Origin of the sequence: Streptomyces sp. NPDC028722 (assembly GCF_040637655.1) — a bacterium.
Lineage (GTDB): Bacteria > Actinomycetota > Actinomycetes > Streptomycetales > Streptomycetaceae > Streptomyces.
The window spans coordinates 60,367-78,317 of record NZ_JBEZWU010000007.1 but is presented as its reverse complement, the minus strand read 5'-3'; the positions used below and the strand labels follow the sequence as shown (position 1 = coordinate 78,317).

The following is a 17,951-nucleotide window of genomic DNA, read 5'->3' as shown; positions in this document are numbered from 1 at the left end:
CCGGCACACGTGTGCGTCCGTACATCAGTACGGGCACAGAGGAGTGTGGACCGCGGTACGGGGAGGACGACGAGTGGACAGTGGTGCGATACGCCGGCGACTGGCGTTCGGCGCGGCCGTGCTGGCCGTGTCCGGGGCGCTCACCCTCTCGGTGACGGGGACGGCGCAGGCCGCCCCGGCCGGCGGCTGCGCCGGGCACGAGGTGCGGACCCTGCCGTTCAGAACCGGCGTCACCCACGTGTACAGGCACGACGGCTACGTCTGCGCCGTCACCGTCGCCCGGCACTCCGGCGCCGCCCAGACGATGTCGGTCAGCGTGCAGGCCCGCGGCAACCGGCCGGTCGTCGACCGGGGCCGCTACCGGCACCACGCCGGCCCGGTGACCGTGCACACCGGCCACCGCTGCGTCTGGATCAAGGGCACGGTGGACCGGTACACGATCAGCTCCGGCTGGATCCTGTGCTGAACGCCTGAGCGGGACCACTCGGATGTACGTGCAATTCCCCCTGGTGTGACGGCGGTTGCTGGGATAGCTTCCGGCGCACATCTGTCTCACAGGGGAGAGTGCGCATGCGCAAGGCGCTCAGATGGCTGCTGGCGCTCACGGTGCTCCTGGGCACACTGAGCACGGCGGCCGGGGCGGCCACCGCCGCCGAGCCCGAGCCCACCGACATCAAGGACCGGCTGCTGTCGATACCCGGCATGAGCCTGGTCCAGGAGAAGCCGTACCCCGGCTACCGGTACTTCGTCCTGAACTACACCCAGCCGGTCGACCACCGCCACCCCGGCCGGGGCACCTTCCAGCAGCGGATCACCGTGCTGCACAAGGACACCAGCCGCCCCACGGTCTTCTACACCAGCGGCTACAACGTCTCCACGACCCCCTCGCGCCGCGAGCCCACCCAGATCGTGGACGGCAACCAGGTCTCCCTGGAGTACCGCTTCTTCACCCCGTCCCGCCCCGAGCCGGCCGACTGGTCCACGCTCGACATCTGGCAGGCGGCGAGCGACCAGCACCGCGTCTACCAGGCCCTCAAAACGGTCTACCCCGCCAACTGGCTGGCCACGGGCGGCTCCAAGGGCGGCATGACGGCCACCTACTACGAGCGGTTCTACCCGCGCGACATGGACGGCGTGGTGGCCTACGTCGCCCCGAACGACGTCGTCGACGACGAGGACTCGGCGTACGACCGCTTCTTCACGCAGGTCGGCACCAAGGAGTGCCGGGACCGGCTGAACGCCGTCCAGCGGGAGGCGCTGGTGCGCCGCGAGCCGCTGGAGGAGCGGTACGCCCGGTACGCCGCCGACAACGGCTACACCTTCGACACCATCGGCAGCCTGGACCGGGCGTACGAGGCCGTCGTCCTGGACTACGTGTGGGGCTTCTGGCAGTACAGCCTGCTCAAGGACTGCGACACCGTCCCGGCGGACGCGGCCACCGCGAGCGACGACGCGATCTGGGACTCGGTCGACACCATCTCCGGTTTCTCCGCCTACACCGACCAGGGCCTTGAGACGTACACGCCGTACTACTACCAGGCGGGCACCCAGCTGGGCGCGCCGACCATCCACTTCCCGTACCTCGGCAAGCACCTGGTCCGCTACGGCTACCAGCCGCCGCGCAACCTCGTGCCGCGTTCCATCCCGATGCGTTTCCGGCCGCGGGCCATGCGGGACGTGGACACCTGGGTGCGGCACCACGCCACGCACATGCTCTTCGTCTACGGCCAGAACGACCCCTGGGGGGCGGAGCGCTTCCGGCTCGGCGCGGGCGCCCGTGACGCGTACGTCTTCACGGCGCCCGGCCTGAACCACGGCGCGAACGTGGCGGGCCTGGTCGCGGACCAGAAGAGCCTCGCCACCGCCCGCGTCCTGGACTGGGCGGGCCTCCCGCCGGCCACCGTGGCCCGGGCGAAGCCGCTCGCCCGGTACGACGCCCGGCTGGACGCCCGGGACACGGAGCGGGAGCCCGCGCTGCGTCCCTGAACGGTCCGGCGGCCCGGCCGCTAGTACGTCAGCCCGTGTCCGATCGGGTACAGCACCCGGGCCGGGTCGTCCGCCCGCTGCACCGGTACCGGCAGCTTCCCGCGCGGTGCCACCCGGCCGGCGATCACCCGTGCGGCGGCGCGCAGTTCGACGTCCGTCCAGCAGTACGTGGCCAGGCAGGCCCGGGCGGAAGGGAACTGCGCGACGTCGTAGGGGTTGCGGACCGCCACCACGGCCACCGGCTTCCCGGTCTCCAGCAGGCGGTCCACCAGGGTCCGCTGGGCGCTGGACGCCGTCACGTTGTAGGTGCACACGACCACCGCGTCCGCGTCCCGCGCGGCCGTGACCGCCCCGGTGACGGTCGCCGCGGAGGGTGCGGTGCCGGTGGACAGGGCCGTGGCGGTGAAGCCCAGCCCGGTGAGGGCGGCGGCCAGGACGCCGGTGGGCGGGCCGGTGGTACCGGACGGCGAGGCCGGGTCGGCGCCGACCACCAGGACCCGGTGTTCGCGGCGCGGGTCGAACGGCAGGGTGCCGCCCTCGTTGACCAGCAGCGTGGTGGTGCGCTCGGCGATGCGGTCGGCGGCGGCCAGGTGCGCCCGCGTGCCCACCGTGCGGCCGACGGCCGCCGGATCGGCGTAGGGGTCCTCGAAGAGGCCGAGCCGGGCCTTCAGCCGCAGGATGCGCAGGATCGATTCGTCCAGGCGGGCCTCGGTCAGCTCGCCCCCGCGCACGGCGGTCAGCACCGCGTGCCAGGCCACGTCCAGCGACGGCGGGTTGAGCAGCTGGTCGACGCCGGCCTTGAGCGCGAGCACCGGCACCCGGTCGTCGCCGTACTTGGTGCGCACCCCCTCCATCCCCAGCGAGTCGGTGATCACCACTCCGTCGTAGCCGAGTTCGCCGCGCAGGATGCCGGTGACGATCGGACGGGACAGGGTCGCCGGGTCGCCGGAGTCGTCCAGGGCCGGGAACTGGATGTGCGCGGTCATGACCGAGCCGATGCCCGCCCGGATCGCGGCCCGGAACGGCACCGCGTCCAGCCGCTCCCACAGCTCCCGGCTGTGCGTGATGACCGGGAAGCCGTAGTGGCTGTCGACGGCGGTGTCCCCGTGGCCCGGGAAGTGCTTGGCGGTCGCCGCGACCCCGGCCGCCTGATAGCCCCTCACCTCGGCGGCGACCAGCCCGGCCACCGCCTCCGGGTCGGCGCCGAAGGAGCGGACGCCGATGACCGGGTTGGCCGGGTTGACGTTCACGTCGGCGTCGGGGGAGTAGTCCTGGTTGACGCCCATCGCGCGCAGCTCGGCACCGGAGATCCGGCCGAGGGTGCGGGCGTCGGCGCGGGAGCCGCCCGCACCGACCGCCATCGCGCCCGGGAACAGGGTGGCCGGCCTGCCGATCCGGCAGACGGCGCCGTGCTCCTGGTCGGTGGCGATGAGCGCCGGCAGTCCGCGCGGCTGCTCCAGGCAGGCCCGCTGGATGCCGTCGGACAGGTCCGCGATCTGCCGCGGGTCGCGCGTGTTGTGGGCCCAGGTGAAGTAGATGATGCCGCCGACCCGGTACCTGCCGATCAGCTCGGCGGCGGTACGGACGCCGATCTCCTGGAGGTTGGCGTCGACGTCGGCCTTGTCGGGGGCGGTGGCGGAGTGGCCGTAGACCCGCATGACGAACAGCTGGCCGACCTTCTCCTCCAGCGTCATCCGGGAGATCAGGGCCCGCAGCCGGCGGTCGTGGACGGCGGAGCGGCCGGCGGCCCGGGCGGTCGCCGGGACGGTGAGGCCGGCGGTGAGGCCGGCGGTGAGGCCGGCGGTGGCGGCGAGGAGGGCGCGCCTGGACGGCCGTGCGGCGCTTCCCGTGTGTCCCGTGTGTCCCGTGTGTCCCGTGCTTCCCGTGCTGGTGTCGTGCACGTGCGCTCCTTCCGGAGGAGAACCGCTGAAGGAAACTTCCGAGGAGTCACCAATATCCGGGAAGTTTCTTTCCGTCAAGGGACTGCACAGTAACCACCGGAGGGCCGCCGCCGACGCATTCCGGCGGGCGCGTCCAGCTCCTGGACATCACATGACCGGATGCCGGGCGAGCCGTCATCATGCGGCCATGCCCGCAGTCGACATCCCCGGTTCCAAGTCCATCACCGCCCGCGCGCTCTTCCTCGCCGCGGCCGCCGACGGCGTCAGCACCCTGGTCCGGCCGCTGCGCTCCGACGACACCGAGGGCTTCTCCGAAGGCCTGACCCGGCTCGGCTACCGGGTCGGACGCACCCCCGACACCTGGCAGATCGACGGCCGTCCGCAGGGGCCGGCGCGCGCCGAGGCCGACGTCTTCTGCCGCGACGGCGCCACCACCGCCCGCTTCCTGCCCACCCTGGCCGCCGCCGGACACGGCACCTACCGCTTCGACGCCTCCCCGCAGATGCGCCGCCGCCCCCTGGGCCCGCTCACCCGCGCCCTGCGCGACCTCGGCGTCGACCTGCGGCACGAGGAGGCGGAGGGCCACCACCCGCTCACCGTGCACGCGGCCGGCGTAGAGGGCGGCGAGGTTCTGCTGGACGCCGGCCAGTCCTCCCAGTACCTCACCGCGCTCCTCCTGCTCGGCCCGCTGACCCGCACCGGCCTGCGCATCCGGGTGACCGACCTGGTGTCGGCGCCGTACGTGGAGATCACCCTGGCGATGATGCGGGCGTTCGGCGCCGACGTCGTCCGGGACGGCACGGTGTACGACGTCGCGCCCGGCGGCTACCGGGCCACCACCTACGCCATCGAACCCGACGCCTCCACCGCGAGCTACTTCTTCGCCGCGGCGGCCGTCACTCCGGGCCGCGAGATCACCGTGCCCGGCCTCGGCACCGACGCCCTCCAGGGTGACCTGCGCTTCGTGGAGGTGCTGCGGCGGATGGGCGCGGACGTGACGGTCGCGAAGGACCGCACGACCGTACGCGGCACGGGCGAGCTGCGCGGGCTCACCGTGAACATGCGGGACATCTCCGACACCATGCCGACGCTGGCCGCGATCGCCCCGTTCGCCTCCGGACCGGTCCGCATCGAGGACGTCGCCAACACCCGGGTGAAGGAGTGCGACCGCCTGGAGGCCTGCGCGGACAATCTGCGGCGGCTCGGCGTCGATGTGGCGACCGGCCCCGACAGCATCGAGATCCGGCCCGGCACGCCCGCGTCCGGCGTCGAGATCAAGTCCTTCGGCGACCACCGCATCGTCATGTCGTTCGCCGTCACCGCCCTGCGCACCCCCGGCCTGACGTACGACGACCCCGGCTGCGTCCGCAAGACGTTCCCCGGTTTCCACGACGCGTTCGCGACGCTGCCCGCCGCCGGCTGACGCCCCGGAACCGCCCCCGGAACGCCCCGGCCCGCGCCCGGGGCGTGCTCTACGCCGCCTCGCCCAGCAGCCGCGCCAGGTGGTCGCGGCCCGCGTCCAGCAGTCCGGCCAACGGGGCGGCGTCCTCGTACCAGCGCTTCTCGTACTCCCAGCACAGCCAGCCGTCCCAGCCCTGCCGGGTCAGGACGTCGACGCACTCGGTGAGCGGCAGCACGCCCGCGCCGAGCGGCAGCGGGGTGGTGTCCTCGGCCGAGACGATGTCCTTCACCTGCACGTACCCCAGGTGCGGGGCGAGGGCCGCGTACGTCTCGGCGGGCTGTTCACCGCCCAGCCAGGTGTGCATCACGTCCCACACCGCGCCCACCTGCCGGTGGCCGACCGGGCCGATGATCCGGATCGCGTCGGCGCCGGTGGGGTGCGAGTCGTGGGTCTCCAGCAGGATGCGGACGCCGAGCGCGGCGGCATCCTCCGCGGCGGTGCCGAGCCGCCGGGCGGCGATCGCGTCGGACTCCTCGGTGGGCCGCTCCGGGTCGGCGCCGGGCAGGACGCGGACGTAGGGCGCGCCGAGGTCATGGGCCAGCCGGAGCAGTCCGCGGATCTCCTCCAGTACGGGCGCGTCGTCGCCGGGGGCCGCCACCCGGGCGTACCCGGCGATCCCCAGCACCTCGATCCCGGCGCCCCGGAACTGCGCCGCGATCTCGGAGCGGCCGGCCGGGGGGAGGCCCGGATGCACCGGCTCCTCGGGGTGGGCGCGCAGTTCGACCCCGTGATAGCCGTGGGCGCTCGCGAGCGCCAGGACCTCCGGGACGGGCATACCGGGGACACCGAGAGTGGAGAACGCCAGCTTCATGGTCACGGAACGTACCCCCCAGTCGCCGGGCTCATGCCCCGCACGAGCACGGCAACGCCGGAACCGCCCGGACCGTTCAGCCCCGCGGCCCCCGCACCGGCCGGAACACGTTGATCTGGGCGCCGGTCTTCGCGGTGACCGACGACACCAGCTCCCAGGTCCGCAGCGCCCCGTCCGCCGGGAAGACCGTCTTGCCGCCGCCGAGCATCACGGGCATCACCACGAGCTGCAACTCGTCCACCAGGTCCGCGGCGATCAGCGCCCGCACCAGCGTCGGGCTGCCCATCATCGCCACGTCCCCGCCGTCGGCGGCCCGCAGTTCCCGCACCTGGTCCAGTGCCCGCGCACCCGGCACGCGCACCGTGTTGTCCCAGGTCAGGTCCGCGTCCCCGAGAGTGTCCGACACGACGTACTTGCGCAGGGAGTTAAGCCGGTCGGCGAAGGGGTCCCCGGCCCGCTCCGGCCAGGCGGCGGCCATCGTCAGGTAGGTCCGCCGCCCGTACAGCAGCGCCTCGGCCTTCTCCAGGCCCGCGGCGAAGGTCCCGCCGAGGACCTCCGGGTCGAAGAACGGGTGCGACCAGCCGCCGTGCGCGAACCCTCCGTCGGTGTCCTCCTGGGGCCCGCCGGGGGCCTGCACGACTCCGTCGAGGCTGATGAACTCGGTGACGACGACACGCATGGGGTGCTCCCGTTCCTGTTTTCCGGTCCGTACATCAGTGCAGACCGATGGATTCCGCAAAACTCATCGCCGGACGGCCGGTCACCGCGCCGCGGGCCGAGAGGCCCACCGCGCTCACGACGTGCGCGGCACCCCCGTGGACCCCCGCACCATCAACTCGCCCCGTACGGAGGCGATCCCGCCGGGCGGTGGTTCCTCGCGGCCCATCGCGATGCGGCCCGCCCGGGCCCCCGCCTCCGCCAGCGGCAGCCGGACCGTGGTCAGTGAGGGCAGCGTGTCGACGCTGAACGGCAGGTCGTCGAAGCCGGCGACCGAGACGTCCCCGGGGATGCGCAGACCGGAGTCGCGCAGGGCGGCGCAGGCGCCGAGGGCGACGGAGTCGTTCGCGGCCACGACGGCCGTCAGGGAGGGGTCGCGGCGCAGCAGCTCCAGCGTGGCCTCGTACCCGGACCGGCGGTCGTAGCGGCCGTACACCGTCCGGCGCGGGTCGTCCTCGACGCCGGCCGCCGTCAGGGCCGCGCGGTGGCCCTCCAGGCGGTGCCGGGTGGTGGTGCGCTCCTGGGGGCCGGCGATGTAGCCGAGCCGGCGATGGCCGAGGCCGACGAGGTGGTCGGTCAGCGCGCGGGCGCCGCCCCGGTTGTCGAAGGTGAGCGCGATGGCGTTGGCGTCGGCCGCGGGCGGGCGCCCGCACAGCACGACCCGGGTACCGGCGTCCGTCAGCTTCCGCAGTTTCGCCGCGACCGCCGCCGCGTGCGGCGCCTTCTCCACGGCTCCGCCGGTCAGTACGACGGCCGCGGCCCGCTGCCGCTGGAGCAGGGTCAGGTAGGTCAGTTCGCGTTCCGGGGAGCCGCCCGTGTTGCAGACGACCGCGAGCCGTTCGCCGCCGGCCCGCCCGCCGGGCCCGCCGATCTCGGCCTGGATCGCGCCGGCCATGATCCCGAAGAAGGGGTCGGCGATGTCGTTGACGAGGATGCCGACCAGGTCGGAGGTGGCCGCGGCGAGCGCGCTGGCGGGCCCGTTGAGGACGTAGTCCAGCTCGTCCACGGCCCGCAGCACCCGTTCGCGCGTGGAGGCGGCCACCGGGTAGTTGCCGTTGAGCACGCGCGACACCGTCGCTGGGGAGACCTGGGCGCGGGCTGCCACGTCCGCCAGGGTCACCGTCATCGTCGTCCTCCGGTCGCGCATGTCGTCGTACGCCCTCGTAGACATCCAGGCGGATGTCCTGGTTCCGAGCAGACCCTAAGGCCAAGGGCCCCGATTGTTCGCCCCCTCGAACGACTCGAAGCGGACACGGTCTTGTACGGACCACGTCCAGGGACTAGCTTCTCTGTATAGAAAGCGCTTGCTGCACGGGTAGGGGCACGTGCTTGCCGGACTGATCGGGGCGCGCGGCGCCCACGGAGGGGACTGACGTGACACGCAAGACGGTGCGTATCGCCATGAACGGCGTGACCGGGCGCATGGGCTACCGCCAGCACCTCGTCCGGTCGATCCTCGCCCTGCGCGAACAGGGCGGCCTCGACCTCGGCGACGGCACCGTGCTCTGGCCCGAGCCGATCCTGCTCGGCCGCCGCGAGCACGCCCTGAGGGAGATCGCCGGCCGGCACGGCCTCACCGAGGTCGCCACCGACCTCGGCGCCGTCCTCGCCGACCCGTCCGTCGACATCTACTTCGACTCCCAGGTCACCTCCGCCCGCGAGGAAGCCCTCGGGAAGGCGATCGCCGCCGGCAAACACGTGTACACCGAGAAGCCGACCGCCACCGGCCTGGACGGCGCCCTCGCACTCGCCCGTCTCGCCCACGCCCGGGGCGTCCGGCACGGCGTCGTCCAGGACAAGCTCTTCCTGCCGGGCCTGCGGAAACTGAAGCGGCTCGTCGACGGCGGCTTCTTCGGCCGCGTCCTCTCCGTCCGAGGCGAGTTCGGCTACTGGGTCTTCGAGGGCGACTGGCAGCCGGCCCAGCGCCCCTCCTGGAACTACCGGGCCGAGGACGGCGGCGGCATCGTCGTCGACATGTTCCCGCACTGGGAGTACGTCCTGCACGAGCTGTTCGGCCGGGTGAGGTCCGTCCAGGCCCTGGCCACCACCCACATCCCGCAGCGCTGGGACGAACAGGGCAAGCCGTACGACGCGACCGCCGACGACGCCGCCTACGGCGTCTTCGAACTGGAGGGAGGAGCCGTCGCCCAGATCAACTCCTCCTGGGCGGTGCGCGTCCACCGCGACGAACTGGTCGAGTTCCAGGTCGACGGCACCGAGGGCTCGGCCGTGGCCGGCCTGCGCACCTGCCGCGCGCAGCACCGCAGCGCCACCCCCAAGCCCGTCTGGAACCCCGACATCCCCGCCACCGAGGTCTTCCGCGACCAGTGGCAGGAGGTCCCCGACAACACCGGGTTCGACAACGGCTTCAAGGCCCAGTGGGAGCTGTTCCTCAAGCACGTCTACGCCGACGCCCCCTACCGCTGGGACCTCCTGGCCGGCGCCCGCGGCGTCCAGCTCGCCGAACTGGGCCTGAAGTCGTCCGCCGAGGGCCGCCGCATCGAGGTGCCGGAGGTCTCCCTGTGACCGTCCGGCTCCCCGGCGCCGGGGGACGGCTGCGGACGTACGAGCCGCGCACCGAACCCCTGGACGTCACCCCCGGCGCCCCCTTCACCTCCCGTACGGTCTTCTCCGCGGCCCACGTCGTCGCCGACCCGTACGCCGACGTCTCGCCCGACGCGCCCGCCGCCGTCGACTGGGACGCCACCCTCGCCTTCCGCCGCCACCTGTGGTCCCACGGCCTCGGTGTCGCCGAGGCCATGGACACCGCCCAGCGCGGCATGGGCCTGGACTGGGCGGGCGCCGCCGAGCTGATCCGCCGGTCGGCGGCGGAGGCGAAGGCGGTCGGCGGCCGCATCGCCTGCGGAGCCGGCACCGACCAGATCACCGGCGGCTCCCTCGCCGGCATCCGCGCGGCCTACGAGGAACAGCTCGCCGTGGTCGAGGACGCGGGCGCCCAGGTCATCCTCATGGCGTCCAGGGCGCTGGCCGCGACCGCCACCGGCCCCGAGGACTACCTGGAGGTCTACGGCCACCTCCTGCGCCAGTGTGCCGAGCCGGTCGTCCTGCACTGGCTGGGCCCGATGTTCGACCCGGCGCTGGAGGGCTACTGGGGCGCGGCGGACCTCGACGCGGCCACCGACATCTTCCTGGCGGTGATCGCGGCCCACCCCGACAAGGTCGACGGCGTCAAGGTCTCCCTGCTCGACGCGCGACGCGAGACGGACCTGCGGCGCAGGCTGCCGCACGGGGTGCGCTGCTACACCGGCGACGACTTCCACTACCCCGAGCTGATCGCGGGCGACGGCCAGGGCTTCAGCCACGCCCTGCTGGGCGTCTTCGACCCGCTGGGCCCGCTGGCCGCGCGGGCCGTACGGGTACTGGACACGGGGGACGCGACCGGCTTCCGCGCGCTCCTCGACCCCACGGTCGAGCTGTCCCGGCACCTCTTCCAGCCCCCCACCCGCTACTACAAGACGGGCGTCGTCCTCCTCGCCTGGCTCGCGGGCCACCAGTCCCACTTCACGATGGTCGGCGGCCTCCAGTCGGCCCGCTCCCTCCCGCACCTCGCCCGCGCCTACGAACTCGCCGACGGACTCGGCCTGTTCCCCGACCCGGGGCTCGCCGAGGAGCGCATGAAGACCCTCCTCTCCCTGTACGGGGTGAACCAGTGAGCACGACGAACGGCCTGGACCGCTTCTCGATCAACCAGATGACCGTGAAGCAGCTGTCTCTGCCCGAACTGGCCGCCGCCTGCGCCGAGTCGGGCATCACCCAGGTGGGCCTGTGGCGCGAACCCGTCCAGGCGTACGGCGTCGAGGCGACGGCCGGGCTGGTGCGCGACACGGGTCTGACGGTGACGACCCTGTGCCGGGGCGGCTTCCTCACCGCGACCGATCCGGCGGCCCGCGCGGCGGCCCTGGCCGACAACCGCAGGGCGGTCGAGGAGGCCGCCACCCTCGGCACCCGCACGCTCGTGCTGGTCTGCGGCGGCCTCCCGGCCGCCTCCAGGGACCTGCACGGCGCCCGGGAGCGGATCGCCGACGCCCTGGCCGAACTCGGCCCCTACGCCGAGGACCACGGCGTACGCCTCGCGATCGAGCCCCTGCACCCCATGTACGCCGCCGACCGCTGCGTCGTCTCCACCCTCGCCCAGGCCCTCGACCTCGCCGAACGCTTCCCCGCCCACCAGGTCGGCGTGACCGTGGACACGTACCACGTCTGGTGGGACGACCGGGCCCCCGCGCAGATCGCCCGCGCGGGCGCGGCGGGCCGCCTCCACGCCTTCCAGCTCGCCGACTGGACCACCCCCCTGCCCGAAGGCGTCCTCAACGGCCGCGGCCAGCTCGGCGACGGCGCGATCGACCTGCGCGAGTGGCTGGGCCACGTGGAGGCCGCCGGCTACACCGGTCCGATCGAGGTCGAACTCTTCAACGACGGCCTGTGGGCCCGGGACGGCCGGGAGGTGCTGGCCGAGACGGCGGCCCGGTTCGTCACCCACGTCGGCTGAGGCCCGCCGGGACGCGCGGGATTTTCCTCGGACACCGTGCAACCCTCTCGCCCCGGAGCGTGTCGTACATGGCATCAGCACTCCCGACGGGGGACCCGGGGGGGCAGGGAGTGCTGATGGGGGAGGGGAGAGCCGAGGGGCTTGCCGGGTCCACGGACCGGGCAAGCCCCTCGAGACGTCAGACCTGGAACCGCCCCCGCTTCACGGCGGTCACGAAGCACGCCCGGCCGTCCGAGGAGAAGAGCACCGCCGGACCGGCGGGCCCCGCCTTGCTGTCGCGGACGGGCACGGCGGCGTGACCACGGGCGACTTGGAGGCACTCTCCTTGCCTTCGACGTGGGCCACCGGCGCCGAGTCCTTCACGCGGCCGAACTCCTCACCGGCCACCGGCTGACCGGTGAGGAGCTGGACCAGCTGGCCCGGCGGCTCAGCGAGTCCCTGCGCGACGTCAAGCGGGTCGCGGAGAGCAGGGGCGCCCGCCTGGGCCGGACGGACTGAGCGGCGGGGTGCGGAGGGAACCCCTCAGAAGAACACCCCGCAGCGCAGCAGCACGTTGGCGTACGGCCGGGCCTCGCCGGTGCGGACCACGAGGCGGGCCCCCGCCGACAGCTCCTTCAGCCGCTCGTGCGGGACCAGGGCCAGGCCGGGGAGGCGGGACTCCAGCAGTGCCGTCGCCGCCGGGTTGGCCGCCCGTACCTCCGCCGCCGCCGTCGCGCCCTCCACCACCAGCTCGGCCAGCAGGCCGTCCAGCACCTCCGCGAACGACGGCACTCCGGCGCGGAAGGCGAGGTCCACCACCCGGGGTCCGGGCGGGATGGGCATGCCCGCGTCGCAGACCAGCACCCCGTCCCCGTGCCCCAGCTCGGCGAGGGCGCCGGACAGCTGCCGGTTGAGGATCCCGGCCTTCTTCACAGCGCCTCGGCCTCCGCCGCCGTGGGGTACGACTGCTGCGCGCCCCGCCGTGTCACGGCCGCCGCGCCGACCCGGGCCGCGTAGGCCGCGGCCTCGGCCAGTGCGGCACCCGTGCCGAGCTTCCAGGCCAGGGCCGCGGTGAAGGCGTCACCCGCGCCGGTCGTGTCCACCGCCGCCACCCGCACCGACGGCACCCGCGTCACCCCGGAGCGGTCGCACACCAGCGCCCCGGCCGCGCCCAGCGTCACCACCACCGAGCGCGGGCCCTTGGCCAGCAGCAGCCGGGCCCAGTCCGCGGGGTCCTCGCTCACACAGGCGTCGCCGAGGACCACCCGCGCCTCGTGCTCGTTGACGATCAGCGGATCGCAGGCCGTCAGCACCTCCGCGGGCAGCTCACGCGGGGGAGAGGGGTTCAGCACGAAGCGGCTGCCCGGCGCCAGGGCGCGGACCACCTCCACGACCGTCTCCAGCGGGATCTCCAGCTGCGCCGACACCACCCGGGACGCGTGGAAGAGACTCGTGGCCGCCCGAATGTCGCCGGGTGTGAGCCGGGAGTTGGCGCCCGGCGACACCACGATGCTGTTGTCCCCGGAGGGGTCCACGGTGATGAGCGCGACGCCCGTCGGGGCACCGCCCACCAGGACACCCACCGTGTCGACCCCGGCCGTGAGCAGGGAGTCGAGCAGCAGCCGGCCGTGCCCGTCGTCACCGACCCGCGCCAGCAGGGCGGTGGCGGCGCCGAGCCGGGCGGCGGCGACCGCCTGGTTGGCGCCCTTGCCGCCCGGGTGGACGGCGAGGTCGCCGCCGAGCACCGTCTCGCCGGCGGCCGGCCGCCGCTCGACACCGATCACCAGGTCGGCGTTGGCCGATCCCACGACCAGGAGGTCGTAGTCGTACATCTGTTGACTCCCCTGTGAATGGCTGTAGGACGGACGGCCGCGCGGGCTCCTCGCCCGGCACGGCCGTCCGCCCCCGCGTCCGTGTCAGCCGCCGAAGCCGGCCACGTTGTCCTTCGTGACCACCTTCACCGGCACCTTCACCATCGGTTCCACCTTCTTGCCCCGGACCGCCTTCAGCGCGTTGTCCACGGCGGTCCGCCCCAACTGGGCCGGCTGCTGCGCGACCGACGCGTACAGCGTGCCGTCCTTGACCGCGGTCAGCCCGTCCGGGGTGCCGTCGAAGCCGACGACCTGCACGGACCGGCCCGCCCTGGAGCCGAGTGCCTTGATCGCGCCGAGGGCCATCTCGTCGTTCGCGGCGACGACGCCCTGCACGTCGGGGTGGGCCTGGAGCAGGTTCGACATCACGTCCAGGCCCTTGGTGCGGTCGAAGTCGGCGGGCTGCTGGGCCAGTACCTTGATGCCGGGGTAGGCCTTGAGGCCGTTGGCGAAGCCCTGCGCGCGCTCCCGGGCCGCGGAGGTGCCCGCCTGGCCCTGGAGGATCACGATCCGGCCCCTGCCGCCGAGCTTCCCGGCGATCGTCTTGGCGGCCAGCTCACCGCCGGCGACGTTGTCGGAGGCCACCAGGGCGTCGACGGACGCCTTGTTGACGCCCCGGTCGACGGCGATCACCGGGATCCCGGCCCGGTCGGCGGCCTTGACCGAGTTGCCGGCCGCGTCCGAGTCCACCGGGTTGACGATGACCGCCCCCAGCCGCGAACTGGTGAAGTTCTGCACCTGGTTGGCCTGCTGGGAGGCGTCGTTCTGGGCGTCGGTGACGGTGAGGTCGACGCCCAGCTTCTTCGCCTCGGCCTGGGCGCCCGCCCGGATCTGCACGAAGAAGGGGTTGTTGAGCGTCGACAGGGACAGGCCCATCCTCGGCGCCGTCGAGGACGAGGAGCCGCCGTGCAGGAAGGAGGTCGCGCCGACCACCGCCACCGTCACCACGGCCGCGAGCCCGTACGTCGCCGCCTGCCTGCCCTTCGGCCCGCCCGTGCCGGCCGCCACCGGGGTCGCCCCCGCCTTGCGGCGCAGGGTGTCCAGCAGCACCGCCAGCGCGATCACGACACCGATCACGACCTGCTGCCAGAACGCCGACACCGACAGCAGGTTCAGGCCGTTGCGCAGCACCGCGAGGATCAGCGCGCCGATCAGCGTGCCGGACGCCTTGCCGGTGCCGCCCGCCAGGGAGGCGCCGCCGATGACGACGGCCGCGATGGCGTCCAGCTCGTAGCCGTCGGCGGCCTGCGGCTGCGCCGAGGACAGCCGGGAGGCCAGCACGACACCGGCGACCGCGGCGAACACCCCGGACAGGGCGTAGATCGCGAGCTTCTGCCGCCGCACCCGCAGCCCCGACAGCCGCGCGGCCTCCTCGTTGCCGCCGATCGCGTACATCGACCGGCCGATGTACGTCCGCCCGAGGACCAGCGCGGCGATCAGCCCCATTACCACCATGACCAGTACCGGCACCGGCAGCCAGCCGCCGAGGGTGTCACCGAGGTGGGACACCGAGCCGGGGAAGGTGATGGGGGAGCCCTGCGAGATCACCAGGGCGAGACCGCGGCCCACCGACAGCATGGCCAGCGTCGCGATGAACGGCGGCAGCTTGCCGTAGGCGATGAGGAAACCGTTCACCAGCCCGGCGGCGACGCCGGTGGCGACGGCGAGGACGACCGCGAGGACCACCGGCACGCCGTGCTGCGTCGCGCTCCAGGCCAGCACGGTCGCCGACAGCGCGGCCACCGAGCCGACGGAGAGGTCGATGCCCGCCGAGACGATCACGAAGGTCACACCGAAGGCGAGGATCGCCGTCACGGCCGCCTGGACACCGATATTCAGCAGGTTGTCCGTCGTCAGGAAGTCGCCGGACAGCGCCGACAGGGCGACGACGAGGACGATCAGCGCGGTGAGCGCGCCGTTGTCGAGGAGCAGCCGGCGCAGGCCGCCCGGGGCGCTGCTCGCGCCCGTCGTGCTTCTGAGCGTGTCAGTGGCCACGGGGGGCCTCCTTCTCGGTCTCGGGGGTGGGGGTGGGAGTGGGGGTGGAGACGGCGAGCGCCATGACGGCGTCCTGGGTGGCCTCGCCGGCCGCGAGTTCACCGGCGATCCGGCCCTGGGCCATGACCAGCACCCGGTCGCTCATCCCGAGCACCTCCGGCAGATCACTGGAGATCATCAGGACGGCGGCCCCGGCGGCCGTCAGTTCGTTGATCAGCTGGTAGATCTCGACCTTCGCGCCGACGTCGATACCGCGCGTCGGCTCGTCGAGGATCAGCACCCGGGTGTCGGCCAGCAGCCACTTGCCGATGACGACCTTCTGCTGGTTGCCGCCGGACAGGGTCCGCACCTGCTGCCCGAGCCCGGCCATCCGCACGCCCAGTTGCCCGGCGATCCGCCCGGCCGCCGCGTGCTGCGCCTTGCGGTCCACCAGTCCGGCGCGCGTCGCGGAGCGCAGCGTCACCAGCCCGAGGTTCTCCTCGACGGAGGCGTCCAGCACCAGCCCCTGGCCCTTGCGGTCCTCCGGCACGAGCCCGATCCCGGCCGCCATCGCCGCGTTCACGTCGTGCCGCCTGAGCGGCCCGCCCGACACGCGCACCACGCCGCGGTCGTACGGGTCGGCGCCGAACACGGCGCGCACGACCTCCGTCCGCCCGGCGCCCACGAGCCCCGCGACCCCGACGACCTCGCCGGCGTGCACCTCGAAGCTCACGTCGTGGAAGACCCCGTCCCGGGTGAGCCCCTCCACGGACAGCAACGGGGCGCCCCGCTCCGGCCGTTCCCGCGGATACTGCTGCTCGATGGACCGCCCCACCATCAGCCGGACGAGTTCGTCCTCGGCCGTGGAGGCGGGCACCTGCCCGACGCTCCTGCCGTCCCGGATGACGGTGACCCGGTCCCCCAGGGCGGCGATCTCCTCCAGGTGGTGGGTGATGAACACGACGCCGACGCCGTCCGCGCGCAGCGAGCGCACGATGGCGAACAGCTTCTCCACCTCCTCGGAGGTGAGCACGGCGGTCGGCTCGTCCATGATGAGCACGCGCGCGTCGACGCTGAGCGCCTTGGCGATCTCGACCATCTGGAGCCGCGCGATACCGAGGTCCCGCACCCGCGCGCGGGGCGAGACGTCGACGCCCACCCGCTCCAGCAGCTCGCCGGCCCGGGCCTCCATCCGCTTGCGGTCGATCATCCCGAAGCGGCGCGGCTGCCGTCCCAGGAAGATGTTCTCGGCCACGGTCAGGTCCGGGACCAGGTTGAACTCCTGGTAGATGGTGGCGATCCCGAGCTTCTCGGCGTCCTGGGCGCCCTGGATGCGCACCTGACGGCCGCCGACGTGGATGCGGCCCGCGTCGGGCGTGTAGGCACCGGAGAGCATCTTGATGAGAGTGCTCTTGCCTGCGCCGTTCTCACCGAGCAGCACATGGACCTCACCCCGGCGCAGATCGAAGTCGACGCCGTCGAGCGCGACCACGCCGGGGAAGGTCTTGCGTATGCCCTCGATGCGCAGCAACTCGTCCGGGTCGCTCACGACGTGCTCCTCTGCACTGACGTGCTCCTTCGCACTGGGGAGGGGGACTGTGGGGGCCGGGCCGGCGCACCGCACGAGCGGCGCACGACGAGCCGGGCGGGCAGGGTGACGGACCGCGGGGCGCGCCCCTCGATCCGGTCGGCCAGCGCGCGTACGGCGGCACGCCCCAGCTCGCCGGTCGGCTGGGCGATCGCGGTCACCGGCGGATCGGTGTGCACGAACCACGGGATGTCGTCGAACGCGGCCAGCGCGATGTCGTCCGGTACGCGCAGCCCACGCGCGCGTACGGCGTCCAGCGCGCCGAGCGCCATCAGGTTGTCGGCCGCGAAGACGACCTCGGGCGGCTGCGGGAGATCCAGGAACCGGTCGGTCACCCGCCGCCCGCTCTCCGCCTGGAAGTCGCCCTGGCCTATGTAGGCGTCCGGGAGCGGAACCCCGTACTCGGCGAGGGCGGCCCGGAAGGCCTCGACCCGCTCGCTGCCGGTGGTGGTGGCCGCCGGCCCCGCGATGATCGCGAGCCGGCGGTGCCCGAGCCCGTACAGATGCGCCACGAGATCCCGTACGGCCGCCCGCCCGTCGGCCCGTACGACGGGTACGTCCACGCCCGGGATCCACCGGTCGACGAACACCATCGGGGTCCCCGCGCGGACGGCGTCCAGCATCAGCGGCGACCCCCCGTCGGTCGGCGACACGAGCAGCCCGTCGATGCGCCGGTCCAGCAGGTTGCGCACGTGGTGGTCCTGCAACTCGGGCCGCTCGTCGGCGTTGCCGATGATCACGCTGTAGCCGAGCGCGCGGGCCTCCTCCTCGACGGAGCGGGCCAGCTCGGTGAAGTAGGGGTTCAGCACGTCGCTGATCACCAGCCCGAGGGTGTGGGTCTGGTCGGTGCGCAACGACCGGGCGACCGCGTTGGGCCGGTACCCGAGGGCGTCGACGGCGGCCAGCACCCGCGTCCGCGCGTCCGCACTGACCGACGGGTGCGCGTTCAGCACCCGCGACACCGTGGCCACGGACACCCCGGCCGCGGCGGCGACGTCCTTGATGCTCGCCATGAGCCGCCTCCACCTCCTTGTGGAATCGTTTACACGACTGTGTGAGAAGCATTGGAATCGATTACACGGGCAGGAGGCAAGAGGGGTGGGGATGGCCGAAACCCAATCGTGACGAGACCGGCCGAAAGTGCGGGAGGAT

The 17,951-nt window shown here is 73.3% G+C and carries 17 protein-coding genes; 7 read left to right on the top strand and 10 right to left on the bottom strand.

The features are described 5' to 3' along the window. Nucleotides 1–73 precede the first annotated feature (73 nt). Complete coding sequence (locus AB0F03_RS13655) at nucleotides 74–466, top strand: hypothetical protein (protein ID WP_361990223.1); 393 nt, start codon at nucleotides 74–76, stop codon at nucleotides 464–466. Between the two features lie 104 nt (nucleotides 467–570). After that, nucleotides 571–1,986 (top strand): S28 family serine protease, encoded by a 1,416-nt coding sequence (locus AB0F03_RS13650; protein WP_361990220.1) that lies wholly within the window; start codon nucleotides 571–573, stop codon nucleotides 1,984–1,986. A gap of 20 nt (nucleotides 1,987–2,006) precedes the next feature. On the opposite strand, the gene AB0F03_RS13645 is transcribed toward AB0F03_RS13650, so the two are convergent. Then, on the bottom strand, nucleotides 2,007–3,887 hold the full coding sequence (locus AB0F03_RS13645) for a glycoside hydrolase family 3 protein (protein WP_361990217.1): 1,881 nt from the start codon (nucleotides 3,885–3,887) through the stop codon (nucleotides 2,007–2,009). A 187-nt stretch (nucleotides 3,888–4,074) separates the two neighbouring features. On the opposite strand from AB0F03_RS13645, the gene aroA reads away from it, so the two are divergent. Further along, nucleotides 4,075–5,310 carry a 3-phosphoshikimate 1-carboxyvinyltransferase gene (aroA, locus tag AB0F03_RS13640; RefSeq protein WP_361990215.1) on the top strand — a complete coding sequence of 412 codons (1,236 nt, stop codon included), beginning with the start codon at nucleotides 4,075–4,077 and terminating at the stop codon, nucleotides 5,308–5,310. A gap of 49 nt (nucleotides 5,311–5,359) precedes the next feature. Here aroA and AB0F03_RS13635 read toward each other — a convergent pair whose 3' ends face one another. From AB0F03_RS13635 to AB0F03_RS13625, 3 genes are all read right to left on the bottom strand, one after another. Further along, nucleotides 5,360–6,160: a sugar phosphate isomerase/epimerase family protein gene (locus AB0F03_RS13635; protein WP_361990833.1), complete on the bottom strand. Its 801-nt coding sequence runs from the start codon at nucleotides 6,158–6,160 to the stop codon at nucleotides 5,360–5,362. 76 nt (nucleotides 6,161–6,236) lie between these two features. Next, complete coding sequence (locus AB0F03_RS13630; RefSeq protein ID WP_361990212.1) at nucleotides 6,237–6,839, bottom strand: dihydrofolate reductase family protein; 603 nt, start codon at nucleotides 6,837–6,839, stop codon at nucleotides 6,237–6,239. Between the two features lie 114 nt (nucleotides 6,840–6,953). Next, nucleotides 6,954–8,003: a LacI family DNA-binding transcriptional regulator gene (locus AB0F03_RS13625; protein WP_361990830.1), complete on the bottom strand. Its 1,050-nt coding sequence runs from the start codon at nucleotides 8,001–8,003 to the stop codon at nucleotides 6,954–6,956. A gap of 248 nt (nucleotides 8,004–8,251) precedes the next feature. Here AB0F03_RS13625 and AB0F03_RS13620 point away from each other — a divergent pair, with 248 nt between their 5' ends. Genes AB0F03_RS13620 through AB0F03_RS13610 form a run of 3 tightly spaced genes read left to right on the top strand, consistent with a single transcriptional unit; the run spans nucleotide 8,252 to nucleotide 11,387 of the window. After that, a complete protein-coding gene (locus AB0F03_RS13620; RefSeq protein WP_361990210.1) occupies nucleotides 8,252–9,403 on the top strand; it encodes a Gfo/Idh/MocA family oxidoreductase in 1,152 nt (383 codons plus the stop codon). Continuing rightward, entirely contained in the window at nucleotides 9,400–10,551 is a 1,152-nt protein-coding gene (locus AB0F03_RS13615; RefSeq protein ID WP_361990207.1) for a dihydrodipicolinate synthase family protein, read from the top strand. The genes AB0F03_RS13620 and AB0F03_RS13615 overlap by 4 nt, the downstream gene beginning before the upstream one ends. Before the next feature lie 38 nt (nucleotides 10,552–10,589). Then, entirely contained in the window at nucleotides 10,590–11,387 is a 798-nt protein-coding gene (locus AB0F03_RS13610) for a sugar phosphate isomerase/epimerase family protein (RefSeq protein ID WP_361990827.1), read from the top strand. A 178-nt stretch (nucleotides 11,388–11,565) separates the two neighbouring features. On the opposite strand, the gene AB0F03_RS13605 is transcribed toward AB0F03_RS13610, so the two are convergent. Then, the gene (locus AB0F03_RS13605) at nucleotides 11,566–11,676 is read right to left on the bottom strand and encodes a DUF397 domain-containing protein (protein ID WP_361990205.1); all 111 of its coding nucleotides are present in this window, start codon (nucleotides 11,674–11,676) and stop codon (nucleotides 11,566–11,568) included. 47 nt (nucleotides 11,677–11,723) lie between these two features. Between AB0F03_RS13605 and AB0F03_RS13600 the strand changes: the two genes are divergently transcribed. Next, the gene (locus AB0F03_RS13600; protein ID WP_361990202.1) at nucleotides 11,724–11,885 is read left to right on the top strand and encodes a hypothetical protein; all 162 of its coding nucleotides are present in this window, start codon (nucleotides 11,724–11,726) and stop codon (nucleotides 11,883–11,885) included. Nucleotides 11,886–11,909: 24 nt separating this feature from the next. Here AB0F03_RS13600 and rbsD read toward each other — a convergent pair whose 3' ends face one another. From rbsD to AB0F03_RS13575, 5 genes are all read right to left on the bottom strand, one after another. After that, nucleotides 11,910–12,299, bottom strand: coding sequence for a D-ribose pyranase (rbsD, locus tag AB0F03_RS13595; RefSeq protein WP_361990200.1), 390 nt, complete (start codon nucleotides 12,297–12,299; stop codon nucleotides 11,910–11,912). Continuing rightward, nucleotides 12,296–13,198 (bottom strand): ribokinase, encoded by a 903-nt coding sequence (locus AB0F03_RS13590; protein WP_361990198.1) that lies wholly within the window; start codon nucleotides 13,196–13,198, stop codon nucleotides 12,296–12,298. The genes rbsD and AB0F03_RS13590 overlap by 4 nt, the downstream gene beginning before the upstream one ends. A gap of 84 nt (nucleotides 13,199–13,282) precedes the next feature. Next, nucleotides 13,283–15,232 (bottom strand): substrate-binding domain-containing protein, encoded by a 1,950-nt coding sequence (locus AB0F03_RS13585; protein ID WP_361990195.1) that lies wholly within the window; start codon nucleotides 15,230–15,232, stop codon nucleotides 13,283–13,285. After that, entirely contained in the window at nucleotides 15,222–16,760 is a 1,539-nt protein-coding gene (locus AB0F03_RS13580) for a sugar ABC transporter ATP-binding protein (protein WP_361990192.1), read from the bottom strand. The genes AB0F03_RS13585 and AB0F03_RS13580 overlap by 11 nt, the downstream gene beginning before the upstream one ends. Continuing rightward, nucleotides 16,757–17,812, bottom strand: coding sequence for a LacI family DNA-binding transcriptional regulator (locus AB0F03_RS13575; RefSeq protein WP_361990189.1), 1,056 nt, complete (start codon nucleotides 17,810–17,812; stop codon nucleotides 16,757–16,759). Before AB0F03_RS13575 ends, AB0F03_RS13580 begins: the two co-directional genes overlap by 4 nt. Nucleotides 17,813–17,951: the final 139 nt, after the last annotated feature.